Below are 15639 nucleotides of genomic sequence, written 5' to 3' on the forward strand. Positions count from 1 at the left end.
TCCCGGACCACCGCTCTCAAGCTTTCCCTGCACGACCATTCCTGACGGGCCGTCAGTTCAGTAACCTGACAGAGCGTCAGTTTTGTGCCCGGGCACCACACGTGCCGACGGACTTTCGAGCAGGAGTGGGCGGAACGATGCTTGGATCGACTCACGGCACCCTCACCACCGACTTCCGCGCCAGGGTGGTGGCCTGCGGCGAGGAACCGCACGCCGCCGTCCACAGCATGGCGGCCGCCGCCGCGGAGGGCGACCTCGACGTCAGCGGCCGCCCGCTGCACGCGCCCGTACCGGATCTGGACCGGTTCTTCCGGCCGGAGTCCGTCGCCGTCATCGGCGCGTCCGACACGGAGGGGCGCCCCAACACCGGGATCACCCGTCAACTGATCGCCTGGTCCGAGCGGGTCGGCGCACGGCTGTATCCGGTGCACCCCACGCGCGAGACCGTGTTCGACCGTCCCTGCGCCCCCTCCGTCGCCGACCTGCCGGAACAGGTCGACCTGGCGGTGCTGCTGGTCGGCGACCCGCTCCCCGTGATCGAGGAGCTCGGGCAGGCCAAGGTGAAGTTCGCCGTCGCCTTCGCCTCCGGTTTCGCCGAGACCGGTGCGGAGGGCGCCGCCGCGCAGGCCCGGCTGGCCGCGGCCGTGGAACGGTCGGGGCTGCGCCTGCTCGGCCCGAACACCAACCTCAACGCCTTCGAGGAGTTCCGCGACGACCTGGACGGGCCGGCGATCGCGCTGATCACCCAGTCCGGCCACCAGGGCCGCCCCGTCTACACGCTCCAGGAGCTGGGCGTGCGGCTCTCGCACTGGGCCCCCACGGGCAACGAGGCGGATCTGGAGACCTCCGACTTCATCGCGTACTTCTCGCAGCGCCCCGAGGTCGGGGCCATCGCCTGCTACGTCGAAGGGCTCAAGGACGGGCGCTCCTTCCTGCTCGCCGCGGACCGGGCCGCACGGGCCGGGGTGCCGGTGGTGGCGGTCAAGGTGGGACGCACGGAGACGGGGGCCAGGATGGCCGCGTCACACACCGGCAAGCTGACCGGCGCCGACCAGGTCGTCGACGCGGCGATGCGGCAGTTCGGCGTGATCCGGGTGGACGGTCTCGACGAACTCCAGGACACCGCGGCCCTCCTGGCCCGCGCTCGCAAGCCGCTCGCCGACGGCGTCGTGGTGTATTCGATCTCGGGCGGCACGGGCGCGCACTTCTCGGACCTGGCGACGGAGGCCGGTCTGTCGCTCCCGGTCCTGTCCGAGGCGAAGCAGGCCGAACTCCACACCTGGATCCCCTCCTACCTGAACGTGGCGAACCCGGTCGACAACGGCGGCCACCCGGTCGGCGACTGGCGCGGCCGCAAGATCATCGACGCGATCCTCGCCGACCCCGGGGTGGGGGTGCTGATCTGTCCGATCACCGGCCCCTTCCCGCCGATGAGCGACAGACTCGCGCAGGACCTGGTGGACGCGGCGGAGGCGACGGACAAGCTGGTGTGCGTGATCTGGGGCTCGCCGGTCGGCACCGAGGACGCCTACCGCACGACGCTGCTCGGCTCGTCCCGCGTCGCCACCTTCCGTACGTTCGGCAACTGCATCACCGCGGTCAAGGCGTATCTGGACCACCACCGGTTCACCGTCTCCTACCGCTCCCCGTTCGACGAGGCGCCGCGCACCCCGTCGCCCTCCTTCCGCAAGGCGCAGGCACTGATGCGCCCGGGCCACCAGCTGAGCGAGCACGCGGCGAAGCAGCTGCTGCGCGCCTACGGAATCCGGGTTCCCCGGGAGCAGTTGGTGACCAGCGCCGCGGCGGCCGTCCGGGCGGCGGGTCTCGTCGGCTACCCCGTCGTCATGAAGGCGTCCGGCGCGCGGCTGGCGCACAAGACGGAACTGGGCCTGGTCAAGGTCGGTCTCACCTCCGCCAGCCAGGTGCGGGACGCCTATCGCGAACTCACCGACATCGCGCGCTACGAGGACATCGAGCTGGACGGCATCCTGGTCTGCCAGATGGTCGAGCGGGGCGTCGAGATGATGGTCGGCGTCACACAGGACGCCCTGTTCGGACCGACGGTGACGGTCGGCCTCGGAGGTGTACTCGTCGAGGTGCTGCACGACGCGGCGGTGCGCGTGCCGCCGTTCGGCGAGGACCAGGCGCGGGCGATGCTCGGCGAACTGCGCGGCAGGGCGCTGCTGGAAGGTGTGCGGGGCGGTCCGCCGGTGGATGTGGACGCCCTCGTCGAAGTCGTCCTGCGGGTGCAGCGCATGGCCCTGGAACTCGGCGACGACCTCAGCGAACTCGATATCAACCCGCTGATGGTGCTGGGCCGCGGACAGGGCGCCGTCGCCCTGGACGCGCTGGCGGTCTGCCGCTGACCCGCCCCGCCACCACGCCGAACGCCCGCCCCGCCACCGGGCCCACCACCCGCTCAGGAGCTGCCTCATGCCGTCCTCCCCCGAAGACACCACTGACCACACCGACCGCGCCGACCCGTCCGGATCGCCTGAGTCATTGATACTCCACGCCACTGACAACGGCGTCTCCTGGATCACGCTCAACCGCCCGGAGGCGATGAACGCCGTCACCTGGGACCAGCGCGAACGCGTCATCGCCCTGCTCGCCGAGGCCTCCGCCGACCCCGGCATCCGGGCCGTCGTCCTCACCGCCACCGGCCGCGGCTTCTGCGCCGGCGCCGACCTGCGCGGCGCCCCCGCCAGCGGTTCCCCCGCCACCGGCTCCCCGGCCACAGGTTCTCCCGCCACCGGCGACCGGGTCCCGGGCGACGTGGCCCGTACGATCCGGCTCGGCGCCCAGCGCCTGATCGCCGCGGTCCTGGACTGCGAGAAGCCCGTCCTCGCCGCGGTCAACGGCACGGCGGCGGGCATCGGCGCGCACCTCGCGTTCGCCTGCGACCTCGTGTTGGCCGCCGAGTCGGCGAAGTTCATCGAGGTCTTCGTGCGCCGCGGCCTCGTACCGGACGGCGGCGGGGCGTACCTGCTGCCGCGCCTGATCGGTCCGCAGCGCGCCAAGGAACTGATGTTCTTCGGCGACTCGCTGCCGGCGGCGGAGGCGGAGCGCCTGGGACTGGTCAATCGGACGGTCCCGGACGAGGAGCTGACGGCGACGGCACGGGCCTGGGCCCAGCGGCTGGCCGACGGGCCGACCCGCGCGATCGCCCTCACGAAGCAGCTGGTCAACGCGTCCCTGGACGCGGACCGGGCCACGGCGTTCGCCGCCGAGGCGATGGCTCAGGAGATCAACATGACGACGCAGGACGCCAACGAGGGCGTGGCGAGCTTCGTGGAGCGGCGGGTGCCGAAGTACCGGGGGGTGTGAGAGGGCCGTTCTACGCGGGGGACAGCCCGCTGGTGTCCAGGTCCAGATCGAACGGGTCCGGCAGCCGTAGCACCGTACCGAACGGGTGCGGGCCGTCCACCCGGGTGTAGCCGAGATCGCCCGGCTCGGAGAACAGCTTCACGCTGCCCTCGATCCGGTCGACCAAGAGGTAAAGAGGGGCCCGGTACTCGGCGTACCTGCGCCGCTTCACGACCCGGTCGGTGTCCGCGTTCAACTCGGACGTGACTTCCACGACGAGGAGCGTCTGGTCGGGGAGCAGTGCCCCGCCCCCCTTGGCGAGCGCCTCGGGTACGACGGCGATGTCGGGCACGTACCAGTTCGACGACCCGGGCAGGTCCAGATTTCCCGAGCCCTCGACGCACCCGAGTTCGTCGACACGGTCCTCGATCTGCCGACGGACCACTCGGGCGGCTCGTTCGTGGTCCCAGGTCGGTGACACGGGCTCGATGATCCCCTCGATGATCTGGACACGATCTCCGCGGATGTGCTGTACGGCGAATTTCAGGGCGCGTTCGGAGTCGATGCCCTGCCCGTAATCGGGCGCGCTGGTCATCTCACGTCTCCTCTCGCCCCACCACCTCTGACCACTCAGAGTATCTGTTGCGCCACCAGCTGTCGCAGATGCCTACGAAGGGTTGCCGCTCACCTCGTGGATACCCCTGACTTTCGGCAGTGCCGCCCCGGCCTCCGGATGCGTACGGTCGACGGGGTGGAGAGAACGAAGATCAGCGGCGCGCTCCGGCGGGCCGCAGCCCCGGGGCATCTGTGGACCGTCGCCGCTGCGGCCTGCGTCGCGCTGAGCACGGTCAGTCTGTGGTGGGCGCTGCCCGCCGCGGTGACGGCGTTCCTGGCCGGGCGCGAGCCGGGCAGGACCGGGCCGACCGTTCTGGTGCTCGTCACGGTGGTGGCCGGTGGAGTGGTGGCGGTGGCTCTGGTGCCGTCCTGGCTGCTGATGGCGGGCCGGTTCGTCGCCGTGGTCGTGGTGGCCGCGATGCTGCCGTGGTTCGCGGGACGCTTCTGGCGTCAGTACCAGGAGCTCGTACGGGCCGGCTGGGAGCGGGCCGGACGGCTGGAGCGCGAGCAACGGCTCGTCGCGGAGCAGGCGCGGTCCCGTGAACGGGCCCGCATCGCGCAGGACATGCACGACGTCCTCGGACACGAGCTGAGCCTCATCGCCCTGTCGGCGGGCGCCCTCAAACTCGCTCCCGGGCTGGACGAGGTCCACCGGGCAGCGGCCGGCGACATCCGGGCCCGGGCGGCTGCCTCGGTGGAGCGGCTCGGCGAGGTGATCGGCCTCCTGCGTGAGGAGGCCGACGACGGGCCGCCCGGACCTCCGGGCACCGGCATCCCCCGGCTCGTCGCGGAAGCCGCCGCCGCCGGTCTCCCGGTCGCCCTCCATACCGAGGGCGACGCCGCAACGATGCCCCCGCCGGCCGCCCGGGCCGCCCACCGCGTCGTCCAGGAGTCCCTGACGAACGCGGCCAAGCACGCGCCGCGGGCCCGGGTGGACGTGCGGCTGGTTCACGGAGGCGGGGTGACGACGGTGCGGGTCGAGAACGGCCCGGCGACCGGACCGACTGGCCGAACGGATGCCCCCGGCACCGGACTGGGGCTGATCGGGCTGGCCGAACGCGTACGGCTGGCGGGCGGCACCTTCACCCACGGCCCGTACGACGACGGCTTCGTAGTCATCGCACGCCTCCCGCACGCCCCGCCCGTCCATCTCCCCGCCGCCGTCCCCGCAGTCCCCGAGGCCGTCCCCGAGGCCGTCCAGCAGGACCTGCCCCCMGAGCACCGGCGCGCCCGCGGCCGCGTCCGCCGGGCCCTGGCCCTCGCCGTCGTACTGCCGCTGGCGGCGTGGGCGGTCCTGAGCGCCGCGCTCATGGGATGGGACATCCACTCGGCCCGGCAGTCCGTCCTGGACCCGGGCGACTACGCCCGGCTGCGGGTGGGCCAGGAACGGGCCTCGGTCGTGCGCCTGCTGCCCGAACGCGAGACCAGACAGCGGCCGGTGGCCGGGGAACCGAAGGGACCGGGCGTCAGATGTGCGTACTACGCGATGACCGCCGACCGCTTCGACGACCGGTCCGGGGACGCGTACCGGCTCTGCTTCCGGGACGGCAGACTGCTGTCCAAGGAGGCACTCGCCCCGTGAACGCCCCACGCCCCCTCCCGCACCACCGAGGAATCACCACGAAGGAAGACAGATGATCCGCGTCCTCATCGCCGACGACGAGCCGATGATCCGCGCCGGGGTGCGTGCCGTGCTCTCCACCGATCCGGGCATCGAGGTCGTCGCCGAGGCGTCGGACGGCCACGAGGCCGTGGAACAGGCGCACCGCCACCACCCGCACGTGGCCGTGCTCGACATCCGGATGCCGGGGACCAACGGCATCGAGGCGGCCGCCGAGATCCGGCGCACCGTCCCGGCGACGGGCGTCGTGATGCTGACGACCTTCGGTGAGGACGACTACATCCTCCAGGCCCTCGGAGGCGGCGCCGCCGGATTCCTGATCAAGTCGGGCGAACCCGAGGAGCTGATCGCCGGAGTCCGCGCGGTGGCCGACGGCGCCGCCTATCTGTCACCGAAGGTCGCGGCCCGGGTCGTCGCCCATCTCTCGGCGACGGGCGCGGGCGCCCTGGCCGGCCGCCGTACCGCCGCCCGGGACCGGGTCCGTACGCTCACCGCCCGGGAACGCGACGTACTGGCCTTCCTCGGCGGCGGGCTGTCCAACGGGCAGATCGCGCGGCGGCTCCACCTGGTCGAGGGGACGGTCAAGGCCCACGTGAGTTCCATCCTGGCCCGGCTGGGCGTGGACAACCGGGCGGCCGCCGCGGTCGTCGCCCACGAGGCCGGGGTCGTCGCCCCTGCGCAGCCGCCCGCCGAGTACTGACGCCGCCGCCCGGGCGATCGGGAGAAACGCGAGCAGCACGCCGGCGACCACCGCCCCACCGAGTACCGCACCGGCCAGCACATCGTGCGGGTAGTGCGCCCCCACCAGGACCCGCAGCAGCGCTGCCGCCACCGCCAACGGCAGGGTGACGGCGGCCAGTCGCGGCCGCAGCAGGGCCAGGCCCACGCCGAGTCCGGCCGCCAGGGTGGCGTGGTTGCTCGGGAAGGACCAGTCGCCGGGTGGCGGGCACTCGGCGACCGCCGCCGCGCCACGGAGCAGAACCCGGCAGGGGCGCTCCTCGTCGACGACGAGCTTCACGGCCTCGCTGGTCGCGTAGGCGAGTACGGTGCCGGTCCCGGTGAGCACCGCACCGGCGGAGCCCCGGGTGTCGCCCCGTCGCACGGCAGACCACCAGACCCACACCAGCAGAAGCCCGAGGGCCACGAGCGTCCCGTCGCAGGCCGCTTCAAGCGGCGGTCCCACCCAGGAGGGCGCATCGGCCACCGCATCGGTCACCGACCGGTACACGGACGCCGAGGCGCCGTCCGTCACCTCCACGGCCCGCTCGCTCCCCAGGCCTCCCGGGGCGAGGCCCACGACCGCGGCCGCCCCCGCACCCAGGACCACGCAGGCGAGCAGGGGCCGTGCGCTCGGGGTCCTGCTTCCGGATTCTCTTCTCATGACGCCCGAACCTAGGAGCGACGGAGGCGGAACTCCCGGGCCGAACGGCAGGGGCCACCCCTGACGAAGGTCGGGGGTGCCCCCGCCCCTTCCCATCTGACGCATCGTCAGCTCTAATCGAAGGGTGATGGGACACGCAGGCATGGCCGCAACCGCAGTCCGCTACCTCAGGTCCGTCGGCGCTCCGACCGCCGCCGGCCCGGAGCGGGTCGATCCGCTGCCGCGCCCCTCGCTGCGGGCCGTCGCCGAGGACGAGCGGATGCCGCTCGACCGGGGCGAGTTCCGGCGCGTGCTGGGGCACTTCGCGAGCGGGGTCACCGTCGTCACGGCCCACGATCCGGGCGACACCGACCGGCCGGCCGGGCCGACGGGCTTCGCCTGCCAGTCGTTCTCCTCGCTCTCGCTCGACCCGCCGCTGGTCACGTTCATGGTCGCCCGCACGTCGACGACCTGGCCGTGCATCGCCCGCGCCGGCGCCTTCTGCGTCAACATCCTGGGCGCGGACCAGGGCGCGCTGTGCCGGGGCTTCGCGGTCAGCGGGGCCGACAAGTTCGCCGGGGTGGCGCACTCCCCCGCCCCCGCGACCGGCTCGCCGCTGCTGGAGGGCGTGCCCGCCTGGGTCGACTGCCGCATCCAGGCCGTCCACACCGGCGGCGACCACCTGATCGTGGTCGGCCGCGTGGAGGCACTGGGGGCGACGGCGGACGGGGACGGGGAAGGGCCGCTGCTGTTCCACCGTGGAGCGTTCGGGCGCTTCAGCGGCTGAGCGGTCACCCCGCGCAGCGGCTGAGCGGTCAACCCGCGACGGCCGCGGGCAGCCCCTTCGCCCGGCGGATCATCAGCGCCATCAGCGCCGCCATCGCGCACAGCGCCCCCGCCGCGTACCAGACCACGTCGTACGAGCCGAAGTGGTCGCGCGCCACCCCGCCGAGGAACGCCACCAGCGCCGCGCCCACCTGGTGCGAGGCGAGGACCCAGCCGAAGACGATCGCGCTGTCCTCGCCGTACTGCTCCCGGCACAGGGCCAGGGTCGGCGGGACCGTGGCGACCCAGTCGAGGCCGTAGAAGACGATGAAGAAGACCATCGGCGGTTCCACGGTGTCCTGCATCAGGACCGGCAGGAAGAGGAGCGAGACCCCGCGCAGGGCGTAGTAGACGGCCAGCAGCCGGCGGGCGTCGAAGCGGTCGGTCAGCCAGCCGGAGAAGACCGTGCCGATGATGTCGAAGATCCCGATGACGGCGAGCAGCGAGGCCGCGGCGGTGATCGGCATGTGGTGGTCGTGGGCCGAGGGCACGAAGTGGGTGCGGATCAGGCCGTTGGTCGAGGCGCCGCAGATCGCGAAGGACCCGGCCAGCAGCCAGAACGGGCCGGTGCGGGCCGCGTCGAGCAGGACGCGTACGGTCCGGCGCGCCGCCCCGCGCGCGGGCGCGGGCTTGGCGACGTACTCGCCGCCGTACGGGGCGAGGCCCACATCGGCCGGGTGGTCCCGCATCAGGAGCATGACGAACGGGACGACGGCCAGGGCGGCCAGAGCGACGGTCACCGAGGCGGGCTGCCAGCCGTGCCGGTCGACGATCCAGGCGCACAGGGGCAGGAAGACGAGCTGCCCCGAGGCGCCGGCCGCGGTGAGGATGCCGGTGACCAGGCCGCGGCGGGCGACGAACCAGCGGTTGGTGACCGTCGCGGAGAAGGACATCGCCATCGCGCCCGTACCGAGGCCGACCAGCAGCCCCCAGTAGATCATCAGCTGCCACGCCGCGGTCATCCACACGCTGGCCAGCGCACCGGCCGCCACGGCACTGAGGGCGACGACCACGACCCGGCGGATCCCGAACCGGTCCATCAGCGCCGCGGCGAACGGTGCGGTGAGTCCGTACAGCGCCATGTCGATGGAGACGGCGAGGCCGATCTCCCCGCGCGACCAGCCGAACTCCTGGTGGAGCGGGTCGATCAGCAGCCCGGGCAGGGCGTTGAAGGCGGCGCCGCCGATGATCGTCACGAAGGCGACGGCGGCGACGATCCAGGCGCGGTGGACGCGGTGGACGCGGCGGGGCCGGAGTGCCTCGTGGCCGGTCCGCAGGCTGTCGTCGCGGGCGGCGGGTTCGGTTGTCTGGGTCACGCCGCCCAGCATCCGGCCCAGGCGCCTCCTCCGGTAAGTGGCCCGAGGGACATGGTTCGCAAGGATCGGGCCAGGCGGCGCCGCCCGACCCGGGACCGCGGAACCGTATGCGCGTACGATCTGCGTCGATCGGCGGCCGGACGCACGGAGCAGGGCGAGTGGATACGCGTCCGCGCCGCTCCGTCCACGTCCCGGGGGTATCTCATGCAGTGGGTCGAACGTCAGCACTTCCACCGCAGTTCGGCGCTGATGCAGGGGTGGGGGGCCGTTCTGCTGCTCGTGGCGTGCGGATTGTGGGTGCGGCTGGGCTTCCTGATGTGGGATCAGGACGACTCGTTGTACTGCTTCCGCGCGTCGTCGATCTGCGAGCTGGACAGCACCATGCCCACGCAGTTGGTCCTCCTGGCCGTCTCCGCGCCCCTCTCGGTGGCCGGCGCGGGGCTCCTCGTCGCGGGCAGTGTGCGCCGGCAGACCAGCGCACACGTCCTGCGCGTCATCGAGATGCAGCAGTCCGAGGAGCGGTCGCGCCGGAAGTAGCCGCCGCGCACCCGGCCCAGGCGGCAGCCGCCCCCACCGCGTACCCGAGCAGGTCGGGCGCATTGAACGTCGAGCCGAGCACCAGCCGCGCCGCCGCGCTGTGCGCGGACAGTTCGGCGGGTACGCCAGTGAGCTGGAGGAACTCCACCGCCCAGCTGACCCCCAGCCCGGCCCCGGCCACGGCGAGCGGCCGGGCGCGGGGTGCGCACAGGGCGACGAGGGCGCAGACGAGGACGGTGTAGAGCGCGTCACCCGCGTACTTGGCGACCGGGCCGTCCGCCACGGCACGCACCCCGAGCCCGGCCGCGACGGTCAGCACGGCCGCCCCGGCCGCGACGGCGCGGACCCGGCGGACACGTCGTCCGCGCGCCCTCACCCGATCCGCTCCAGCCGCCGGATCGGCCGGGCCGCCAGCAGCACGCCCACCGCCAGCATGTTGATCACCGCACCGGCGAGCAGCACCTCCGGGGCGCCCAGCCGGTCCGCCACCGGACCGGCCAGCGCGCGGCCCGCCGCCAGCATCAGCAGCGAGCCGGCCACGTCGTACGCGTGCAGCCGGTTCAGCGCCTGAGGCGGTACGTGCGTCTGCACGGTCGTCGACCACATCACCAGCCAGAACGCGAACGCCGCACCCGCCACGAACTGTCCGGCCCCCAGCGCGAGCACCGGCAGTCCGAGCCCCAGCACCACCAGGTTCACGCACACACCGGTCAGCGCGAAGGCCCCGGCGGTCAGCGGGCGGCGCGGGCGCAGCCGCAGGGCCAGCAGGCCGCCGAGGACGCTGCCCGCGCCGTTCACCGCCATCATCGCGCCGTACGTCCCCGAACCGTGGGCCTCGGTGACCTCGACGGCGGTCAGCGGGAGCATCGGCCCGAGCACGGCGAAGCCGTACACCGTCCAGATCGCGATCACGCCCCAGAGCCAGCTGCGCGCCCTGAACTCGCGCCAGCCGTCCACCAGTTCCGCGACGAACGTCCCGCGCGGCGCCTCGTCCGAGGGTGCGGGCGCGAGCCTCAGCAGGAAGAGGCAGACGCCCGAGACCAGGAACGTCGCCGCGTTGGCCGCGTAGACCGCACCGGCGCTCGCCAGCCCGACGAGCATGCCCGCGAACGCCGGGCCGGCCATGGTCATCAGCGCCTCGGACACCCGCAGCACCGCGTTGCCGCGCTGCACGTCCGTCGCCACCCGCGGGGTCGTCGACGCGACGCCCGGCTGGAAGAGCGCCGCCCCCACGCCGGCCACCGCGCTCAGCGCGTACACCGCCCACAGCGGCGGGTTGCCGGTGGCGAAGGAGACGGCGAGCACCGACGCGCCGATCAGCCGCAGCGCGTCGGCGATGATCATCATCCGGCGCGGGGTGAAACGATCCGCCAGGACGCCGCCGAAGAGGACGAACAGGGCCAGCGGGCCCATCCAGGCCGCCAGCGCGAACCCCACCGAGGAGTGCGGCCGCCCGGCTCCCAGCAGCCCCGCGGTGAGCGCCACCGGAATCATCCCGTCGCCGAAGAGGGCGGCGGTCCGGGCTACGAAGAAGAGCCGGAAGTTACGGTTCCAGAGCCGGTCCGGTCCGAGCGGCGAGCACGGCAGCGGAGGCAGGGGCGGCGCATCACGCAGAGCGCCTTCGTGATCCGCGGCGGGAATGCCCGCGAGGTCTGCTGACTTTTCCTTCACACCGAGGACATGTATCAGCTTATGGTCTAAACCAGCTAGTGCGAAGGGAGTCCGTACCGTGCCGCACCGGGTCGTCGTTCTCGCCCTCGATGGGCTGCTTCCCTTCGAACTGGGCATCCCTCAAAGGATCTTCGGTCGTTCGCTCGGTTCCGAGCCGCTGAACCGGGGCCGGAAACTGTACGAAGTCGTGACCTGCTCGATCCGGCCGCCCGGCCCGGTCAGCACCGACGCCGACTTCACGATCGCCGTCGAGAACGGCCCGGAGACGCTCGCCACGGCCGACACCGTGGTGATCCCCGCCAGCTACGAACTCGGCCCGGTCTACACCGAGGGCCGGCTGACCGACGAACTCGCCGCCGCGTTCGCGCACATCAGGCCCGGCACCCGGATGGTCTCCATCTGCACCGGCAGCTACGTGCTCGCCGCGGCCGGATACCTCGACGGCCGCCCGGCCACCACGCACTGGTCCTCAGCCGACCACTTCCAGAAGCTGTTCCCCGCCGTGCGGGTCGACCCCGACGTCCTGTTCATCGACGACGGCGACGTCCTCACGTCCGCCGGCGTCGCCGCCGGTATCGACCTCTGCCTGCACATGGTGCGCCGCGACCACGGCACCGCCGTCGCCAACGACGTCGCCCGGCGCACGGTCGTACCTCCGCACCGCGACGGCGGCCAGGCCCAGTACATCCAGCGCCCGCTCCCCGACCCGGGCGTCTCGGCCACGACCACCGCCCGCGCCTGGGCGCTCGGCCGGCTGGAGTCGCCGATCCTGCTGCGCGACATGGCGCAGCAGGAGTCAATGAGCGTACGGACGTTCACCCGGCGGTTCCGCGAGGAGGTCGGGATCAGCCCGGTCCAGTGGCTGACCCAGCAGCGGGTGGAGCTGGCCCGCCGGCTGCTGGAGTCCACGGACCTCTCGGTCGACCGGATCGCGCGGGACGCCGGCTTCGGCACCCCCACCTCGCTCCGGCAGCATCTGCAGGCGGCGCTGGGGGTGTCGCCGACCATGTACCGGCGAACGTTCCGGTCGACGGCCGCCGGGGCCCGGCAGCGCTGAGCCGGCACGCCCTAGAAGACCAGCACGCCCCGGGCCACCCGCCCGTGGTGCGCGTCGTCCGCCGCCTTGGCGAAGTCCTCCACCGGGTAGGTCTCGGTGACGAGTTCGTCCAGCAGCAGCCGGCCCTCGCGGTACAGCTCCGCGTACAGCGCGATGTCGCGTTGCGGGCGCGAGGAGCCGTAGCGGCAGCCCAGGATCGACTTGTCCAGGTACATCGACGAGACCAGGAACGACGCCTCGGCCGTCGCCGCCGGCACGCCGAGCAGGATCGCCTGGCCGTGCCGGTCCAGCAGGTCGATCGCGGTACGGATCAGCTCGGTGCGGCCCACGCACTCGAAGGCGTGGTCGGCGCCGTGCGGAAGGATCTCCTTGACCCCGTCGGCCGACGTGAGGAAGTGCGTGGCGCCGAACTGACGGGCCACGGCCTCCTTGTCGGGGTTGGAGTCGACCGCGACGATGGTCAGCGCACCGGCGATCCGCGCGCCCTGGATCACGTTGAGCCCGATGCCGCCGGTGCCGATGACGACGACGCTCTCGCCCCGGTCGACCCTGGCCCGGTTCAGTACGGCCCCGACGCCCGTCAGCACCCCGCAGCCGATCAGGGCGGCCGAGGTCAGGGGCAGATCGGCGGGGATCTTCACCGCCTGCACGGCCTTGACCAGGGTCCGTTCGGCGAACGCCGAGTTGGACGCGAACTGGTACAGCGGTTTCCCGCCCCGCGAGAAGGGCTGCCCCGGCATCCCGATCGCCTTGCGGCACATCGTGGGCCTTCCCCGGTCGCACTGGGCGCAGGCGCCGCAGCTGGCGAGCGTGGACAGCGCCACGTGGTCGCCGGGCGCGACATGGCTCACGCCCGGGCCGACCGCCTCGACGACGCCGGCGCCCTCGTGGCCGAGCACGGCCGGCAGCGGGAACGGGATCGTTCCGTCGATCACCGACAGATCGCTGTGGCAGAGCCCTGCCGCGGCGATTCCGACCAGCACCTCGCCGGGGCCGGGGTCGCGTATCTCCAGGTCGTCGACGACCTCGGTCCGTTTGCCGTCGAAGACGACGCCTCTCATCTCGGCTCCCTCGGTTGGCCGAGCGCACGTTGCACTCGGCGGTGGTGTTCCGCTGGGCCCATGTCAAGCCCCTCCGGCGATTGAGGAGCGGGGTCCGGGGCCCTCTCGCGCCGATCCCTCGCGGGGGCGACGCCCCTTTCCCTGCCCGGCCTCGGGGGCCCATTTCAAGCCCCTCCGGCGATTGAGGAGCGGGGGTGCGGGGGCGGAGCCCCCGGTCGGGGCCGCGCCCCGGCTGCTCGGCGCGGGCACGTGGCCGGGGCGCTGCCCCGGACCCCGCTCCTCAATCGCCGGAGGGGCTGAATATGCGCACCGCGAGCTACGCGTTCGGCCGTGCCCCCTCCGCCGCGGCCTTCGCCGCCGCTGCCATCTCCTCCAGCTGCGCCAGCATCGGCATCGGGTCCGTCCCGACCGTTCCGGGCAGGAAGTCCGCGATGCGTTCCGGAGTCCACGCCGCCCCTTCCGCGTACCCCGCGCGCAGTTCCCTCGGCTGGGCCCAGACCGCGATCTTCGGGCCGGCGATCGTGTACACCTGGCCGGTGATCCTCTCCGCGCGGGCGCGCTCGCTGAGCAGGTAGACGACGAGTGCCGCCACGTCCTCCGGTTCGCCGATCTCCTTCAGCTCCATGGGGACGTTCGCGGACATCCGGGTACGCGCCACCGGCGCGACCGCGTTCGCCGTGACGCCGTACTTGTGGAGGCCGAGCGCCGCGCTGCGGACGAGCGAGATGATGCCGCCCTTGGCCGCGCTGTAGTTCGCCTGGGCCACGCTGCCCTGGTGGTTGCCGCTCGTGAAGCCGATGAGCGTGCCGGCGCCCTCCTGCTTGCGCATGACCGCGGAGGCCGCCCGGAAGACGGTGAACGTGCCCTTGAGATGGGTGGCGACCACGGGGTCCCACTCCGCCTCGGACATGTTGAAGAGCATGCGTTCGCGCAGGATCCCGGCCACGCAGACGACGCCGTCGATCCGGCCGAACCGCGCCAGCGCGGTGTCCACGACCCGCTGCCCACCCGCCATGGTGGAGATGTCGTCCGCCACCGCGACCGCTTCGCCGCCCGCCGCCACGATCTCCTTGACGACGGACTCGGCTATCTCGCTGGCGGGCTCACCACCCTCGATGGAGACGCCGTAGTCGTTGACCACGACCCGCGCACCCTCCGCCGCCGCGGCGAGCGCGACGGCCCGCCCGATGCCGCGCCCGGCACCCGTCACTGCCACGACCTTGCCTGCCAAGAAGTTCCCCATGCCCGGCCCCTTCCCGCGGTTTCTGACGGACCGTTAGATTCTATGGGTCATCAGGTCCACCGGCACAAGCCCCAGGAGGCGCCATGTCTTTGCCGGACGAGTTCCACGACCTCGCCAAGCGCGTGAACAACTGGGGTCGCTGGGGAGCCGACGACGAGATCGGAACCCTCAACCTCATCACCGACGAGGTCGTACGGGAGGCGGCGGCCACCGTCCGCAGCGGCCGGCGCGTCCCACTGGCCCTCCCGCTCCAGCAGGACGGCGTCCAGAACGGGCTCATCCAGGGGCGGGTCAATCCGCTGCACACCATGGTCCAGATCAACCAGGAGCTCTTCGGCCCCGGCACCGTCGCCACCAGCGACGACAGCGTGGTCATGAGCCTCCAGACCGCCACCCACTGGGACGCCCTCACCCACGCCTCGCACTCGGGGAAGATCTACAACGGCCGCCCCGCCGCGACCATCACCGCCCACGGCGGAGCACAGTTCAGCGGCATCGACAAGGCGCCGCACATCGTCTCGCGCGGGGTCCTCCTGGACGTCGCCCGCGCCCACGGCGTGGACCGCCTGCCGGGCGGCCACGCGGTCACTCCGGAGGACCTGGACGCGGCCGAGGAACTGGCCGGGGTCCGCGTGCGGTCCGGGGACATCGTCCTCGTACGGACGGGACAGGTGCGGGTGTACCTCTCCGGGGACAAGAACGCCTACGGGTATCCGTCACCGGGTCTGTCGATCCGTACGCCGGAGTGGTTCCGGGCCCGGGATGTGGCCGCGGTCGCCAATGACACGCTGACCTTCGAGATCTTCCCACCGGAGATCGAGGACCTGTGGCTGGGCGTGCACGCGCTCGACCTGGTCGAGATGGGCATGCTCCAGGGCCAGAACTGGAACCTGGAGGACTTGTCCACAGCCTGTGCGGACGCGGGGCACTACGCCTTCCTGCTCTCCGCCATGCCGGAGCCCTTCACCGGCGCCACCGGCACGCCGGTCGCCCCGGTCGCGATCCTCTGAGCCGCCGCCGCGCGCAC

General features: G+C 72.7%; 14 protein-coding genes and 1 pseudogene. 8 read left to right on the plus strand and 7 right to left on the minus strand.

What is annotated here, in order from left to right; genetic code table 11:
- Positions 1 to 137: 137 nt before the first annotated feature.
- On the plus strand, positions 138 to 2366 hold the full coding sequence (locus tag EAO72_RS23690; RefSeq protein WP_148019280.1) for an acetate--CoA ligase family protein: 2229 nt from the start codon (positions 138 to 140) through the stop codon (positions 2364 to 2366).
- 67 nt (positions 2367 to 2433) lie between these two features.
- The gene (locus EAO72_RS23695; RefSeq protein ID WP_148019281.1) at positions 2434 to 3327 is read left to right on the plus strand and encodes an enoyl-CoA hydratase/isomerase family protein; all 894 of its coding nucleotides are present in this window, start codon (positions 2434 to 2436) and stop codon (positions 3325 to 3327) included.
- Positions 3328 to 3337: 10 nt separating this feature from the next.
- On the opposite strand, the gene EAO72_RS23700 is transcribed toward EAO72_RS23695, so the two are convergent.
- Positions 3338 to 3901 (minus strand): Uma2 family endonuclease, encoded by a 564-nt coding sequence (locus tag EAO72_RS23700; RefSeq protein ID WP_148019282.1) that lies wholly within the window; start codon positions 3899 to 3901, stop codon positions 3338 to 3340.
- A gap of 156 nt (positions 3902 to 4057) precedes the next feature.
- Between EAO72_RS23700 and EAO72_RS23705 the strand changes: the two genes are divergently transcribed.
- Together EAO72_RS23705 and EAO72_RS23710 are read left to right on the plus strand one after the other, a co-directional pair.
- Entirely contained in the window at positions 4058 to 5503 is a 1446-nt protein-coding gene (locus EAO72_RS23705) for a sensor histidine kinase (protein WP_410090492.1), read from the plus strand.
- Between the two features lie 52 nt (positions 5504 to 5555).
- Positions 5556 to 6242, plus strand: a complete 687-nt coding sequence (locus EAO72_RS23710) for a response regulator (RefSeq protein ID WP_148019284.1) — start codon at positions 5556 to 5558, stop codon at positions 6240 to 6242.
- On the opposite strand, the pseudogene EAO72_RS23715 reads toward EAO72_RS23710, so the two are convergent.
- Positions 6204 to 6923: pseudogene (locus EAO72_RS23715) on the minus strand (phosphatase PAP2 family protein); the annotation flags it as partial. The gene EAO72_RS23710 and the pseudogene EAO72_RS23715 sit on opposite strands and share 39 nt — an antisense overlap.
- A gap of 142 nt (positions 6924 to 7065) precedes the next feature.
- Between EAO72_RS23715 and EAO72_RS23720 the strand changes: the two are divergent.
- Positions 7066 to 7689 (plus strand): flavin reductase family protein, encoded by a 624-nt coding sequence (locus EAO72_RS23720; protein WP_148019285.1) that lies wholly within the window; start codon positions 7066 to 7068, stop codon positions 7687 to 7689.
- 28 nt (positions 7690 to 7717) lie between these two features.
- Here the strand turns inward: EAO72_RS23720 and EAO72_RS23725 are convergent, their stop codons facing one another.
- Positions 7718 to 9043, minus strand: a complete 1326-nt coding sequence (locus EAO72_RS23725) for an MFS transporter (RefSeq protein ID WP_410090493.1) — start codon at positions 9041 to 9043, stop codon at positions 7718 to 7720.
- A gap of 204 nt (positions 9044 to 9247) precedes the next feature.
- Between EAO72_RS23725 and EAO72_RS23730 the strand changes: the two genes are divergently transcribed.
- Complete coding sequence (locus tag EAO72_RS23730; RefSeq protein ID WP_148019286.1) at positions 9248 to 9580, plus strand: hypothetical protein; 333 nt, start codon at positions 9248 to 9250, stop codon at positions 9578 to 9580.
- On the opposite strand, the gene EAO72_RS23735 is transcribed toward EAO72_RS23730, so the two are convergent.
- The gene (locus EAO72_RS23735; RefSeq protein WP_148019287.1) at positions 9537 to 9956 is read right to left on the minus strand and encodes a ribosomal maturation YjgA family protein; all 420 of its coding nucleotides are present in this window, start codon (positions 9954 to 9956) and stop codon (positions 9537 to 9539) included. The genes EAO72_RS23730 and EAO72_RS23735 overlap by 44 nt on opposite strands.
- Positions 9953 to 11194: an MFS transporter gene (locus tag EAO72_RS23740; RefSeq protein ID WP_261991797.1), complete on the minus strand. Its 1242-nt coding sequence runs from the start codon at positions 11192 to 11194 to the stop codon at positions 9953 to 9955. The genes EAO72_RS23735 and EAO72_RS23740 overlap by 4 nt, the downstream gene beginning before the upstream one ends.
- A gap of 115 nt (positions 11195 to 11309) precedes the next feature.
- On the opposite strand from EAO72_RS23740, the gene EAO72_RS23745 reads away from it, so the two are divergent.
- The gene (locus tag EAO72_RS23745; protein WP_148019288.1) at positions 11310 to 12308 is read left to right on the plus strand and encodes a GlxA family transcriptional regulator; all 999 of its coding nucleotides are present in this window, start codon (positions 11310 to 11312) and stop codon (positions 12306 to 12308) included.
- A gap of 11 nt (positions 12309 to 12319) precedes the next feature.
- Here EAO72_RS23745 and EAO72_RS23750 read toward each other — a convergent pair whose 3' ends face one another.
- Together EAO72_RS23750 and EAO72_RS23755 are read right to left on the minus strand one after the other, a co-directional pair.
- Positions 12320 to 13369: a Zn-dependent alcohol dehydrogenase gene (locus EAO72_RS23750; protein ID WP_148019289.1), complete on the minus strand. Its 1050-nt coding sequence runs from the start codon at positions 13367 to 13369 to the stop codon at positions 12320 to 12322.
- Between the two features lie 316 nt (positions 13370 to 13685).
- Positions 13686 to 14612 (minus strand): SDR family oxidoreductase, encoded by a 927-nt coding sequence (locus tag EAO72_RS23755; protein WP_148019290.1) that lies wholly within the window; start codon positions 14610 to 14612, stop codon positions 13686 to 13688.
- 83 nt (positions 14613 to 14695) lie between these two features.
- On the opposite strand from EAO72_RS23755, the gene EAO72_RS23760 reads away from it, so the two are divergent.
- Complete coding sequence (locus EAO72_RS23760) at positions 14696 to 15622, plus strand: cyclase family protein (RefSeq protein ID WP_148019291.1); 927 nt, start codon at positions 14696 to 14698, stop codon at positions 15620 to 15622.
- Positions 15623 to 15639: the final 17 nt, after the last annotated feature.

This window comes from Streptomyces sp. OR43, assembly GCF_008042275.1.
Classification (GTDB): domain Bacteria; phylum Actinomycetota; class Actinomycetes; order Streptomycetales; family Streptomycetaceae; genus Streptomyces.

Coding starts and splice junctions, on each gene's coding strand:
- EAO72_RS23690 (WP_148019280.1), top strand. CDS start 138: ATGCTTGGATCGACTCACGGCACCCTCACCACCGACTTCCGCGCCAGG.
- EAO72_RS23695 (WP_148019281.1), top strand. CDS start 2,434: ATGCCGTCCTCCCCCGAAGACACCACTGACCACACCGACCGCGCCGAC.
- EAO72_RS23700 (WP_148019282.1), bottom strand. CDS start 3,901: ATGACCAGCGCGCCCGATTACGGGCAGGGCATCGACTCCGAACGCGCC.
- EAO72_RS23710 (WP_148019284.1), top strand. CDS start 5,556: ATGATCCGCGTCCTCATCGCCGACGACGAGCCGATGATCCGCGCCGGG.
- EAO72_RS23720 (WP_148019285.1), top strand. CDS start 7,066: ATGGCCGCAACCGCAGTCCGCTACCTCAGGTCCGTCGGCGCTCCGACC.
- EAO72_RS23730 (WP_148019286.1), top strand. CDS start 9,248: ATGCAGTGGGTCGAACGTCAGCACTTCCACCGCAGTTCGGCGCTGATG.
- EAO72_RS23750 (WP_148019289.1), bottom strand. CDS start 13,369: ATGAGAGGCGTCGTCTTCGACGGCAAACGGACCGAGGTCGTCGACGAC.
- EAO72_RS23755 (WP_148019290.1), bottom strand. CDS start 14,612: ATGGGGAACTTCTTGGCAGGCAAGGTCGTGGCAGTGACGGGTGCCGGG.
- EAO72_RS23760 (WP_148019291.1), top strand. CDS start 14,696: ATGTCTTTGCCGGACGAGTTCCACGACCTCGCCAAGCGCGTGAACAAC.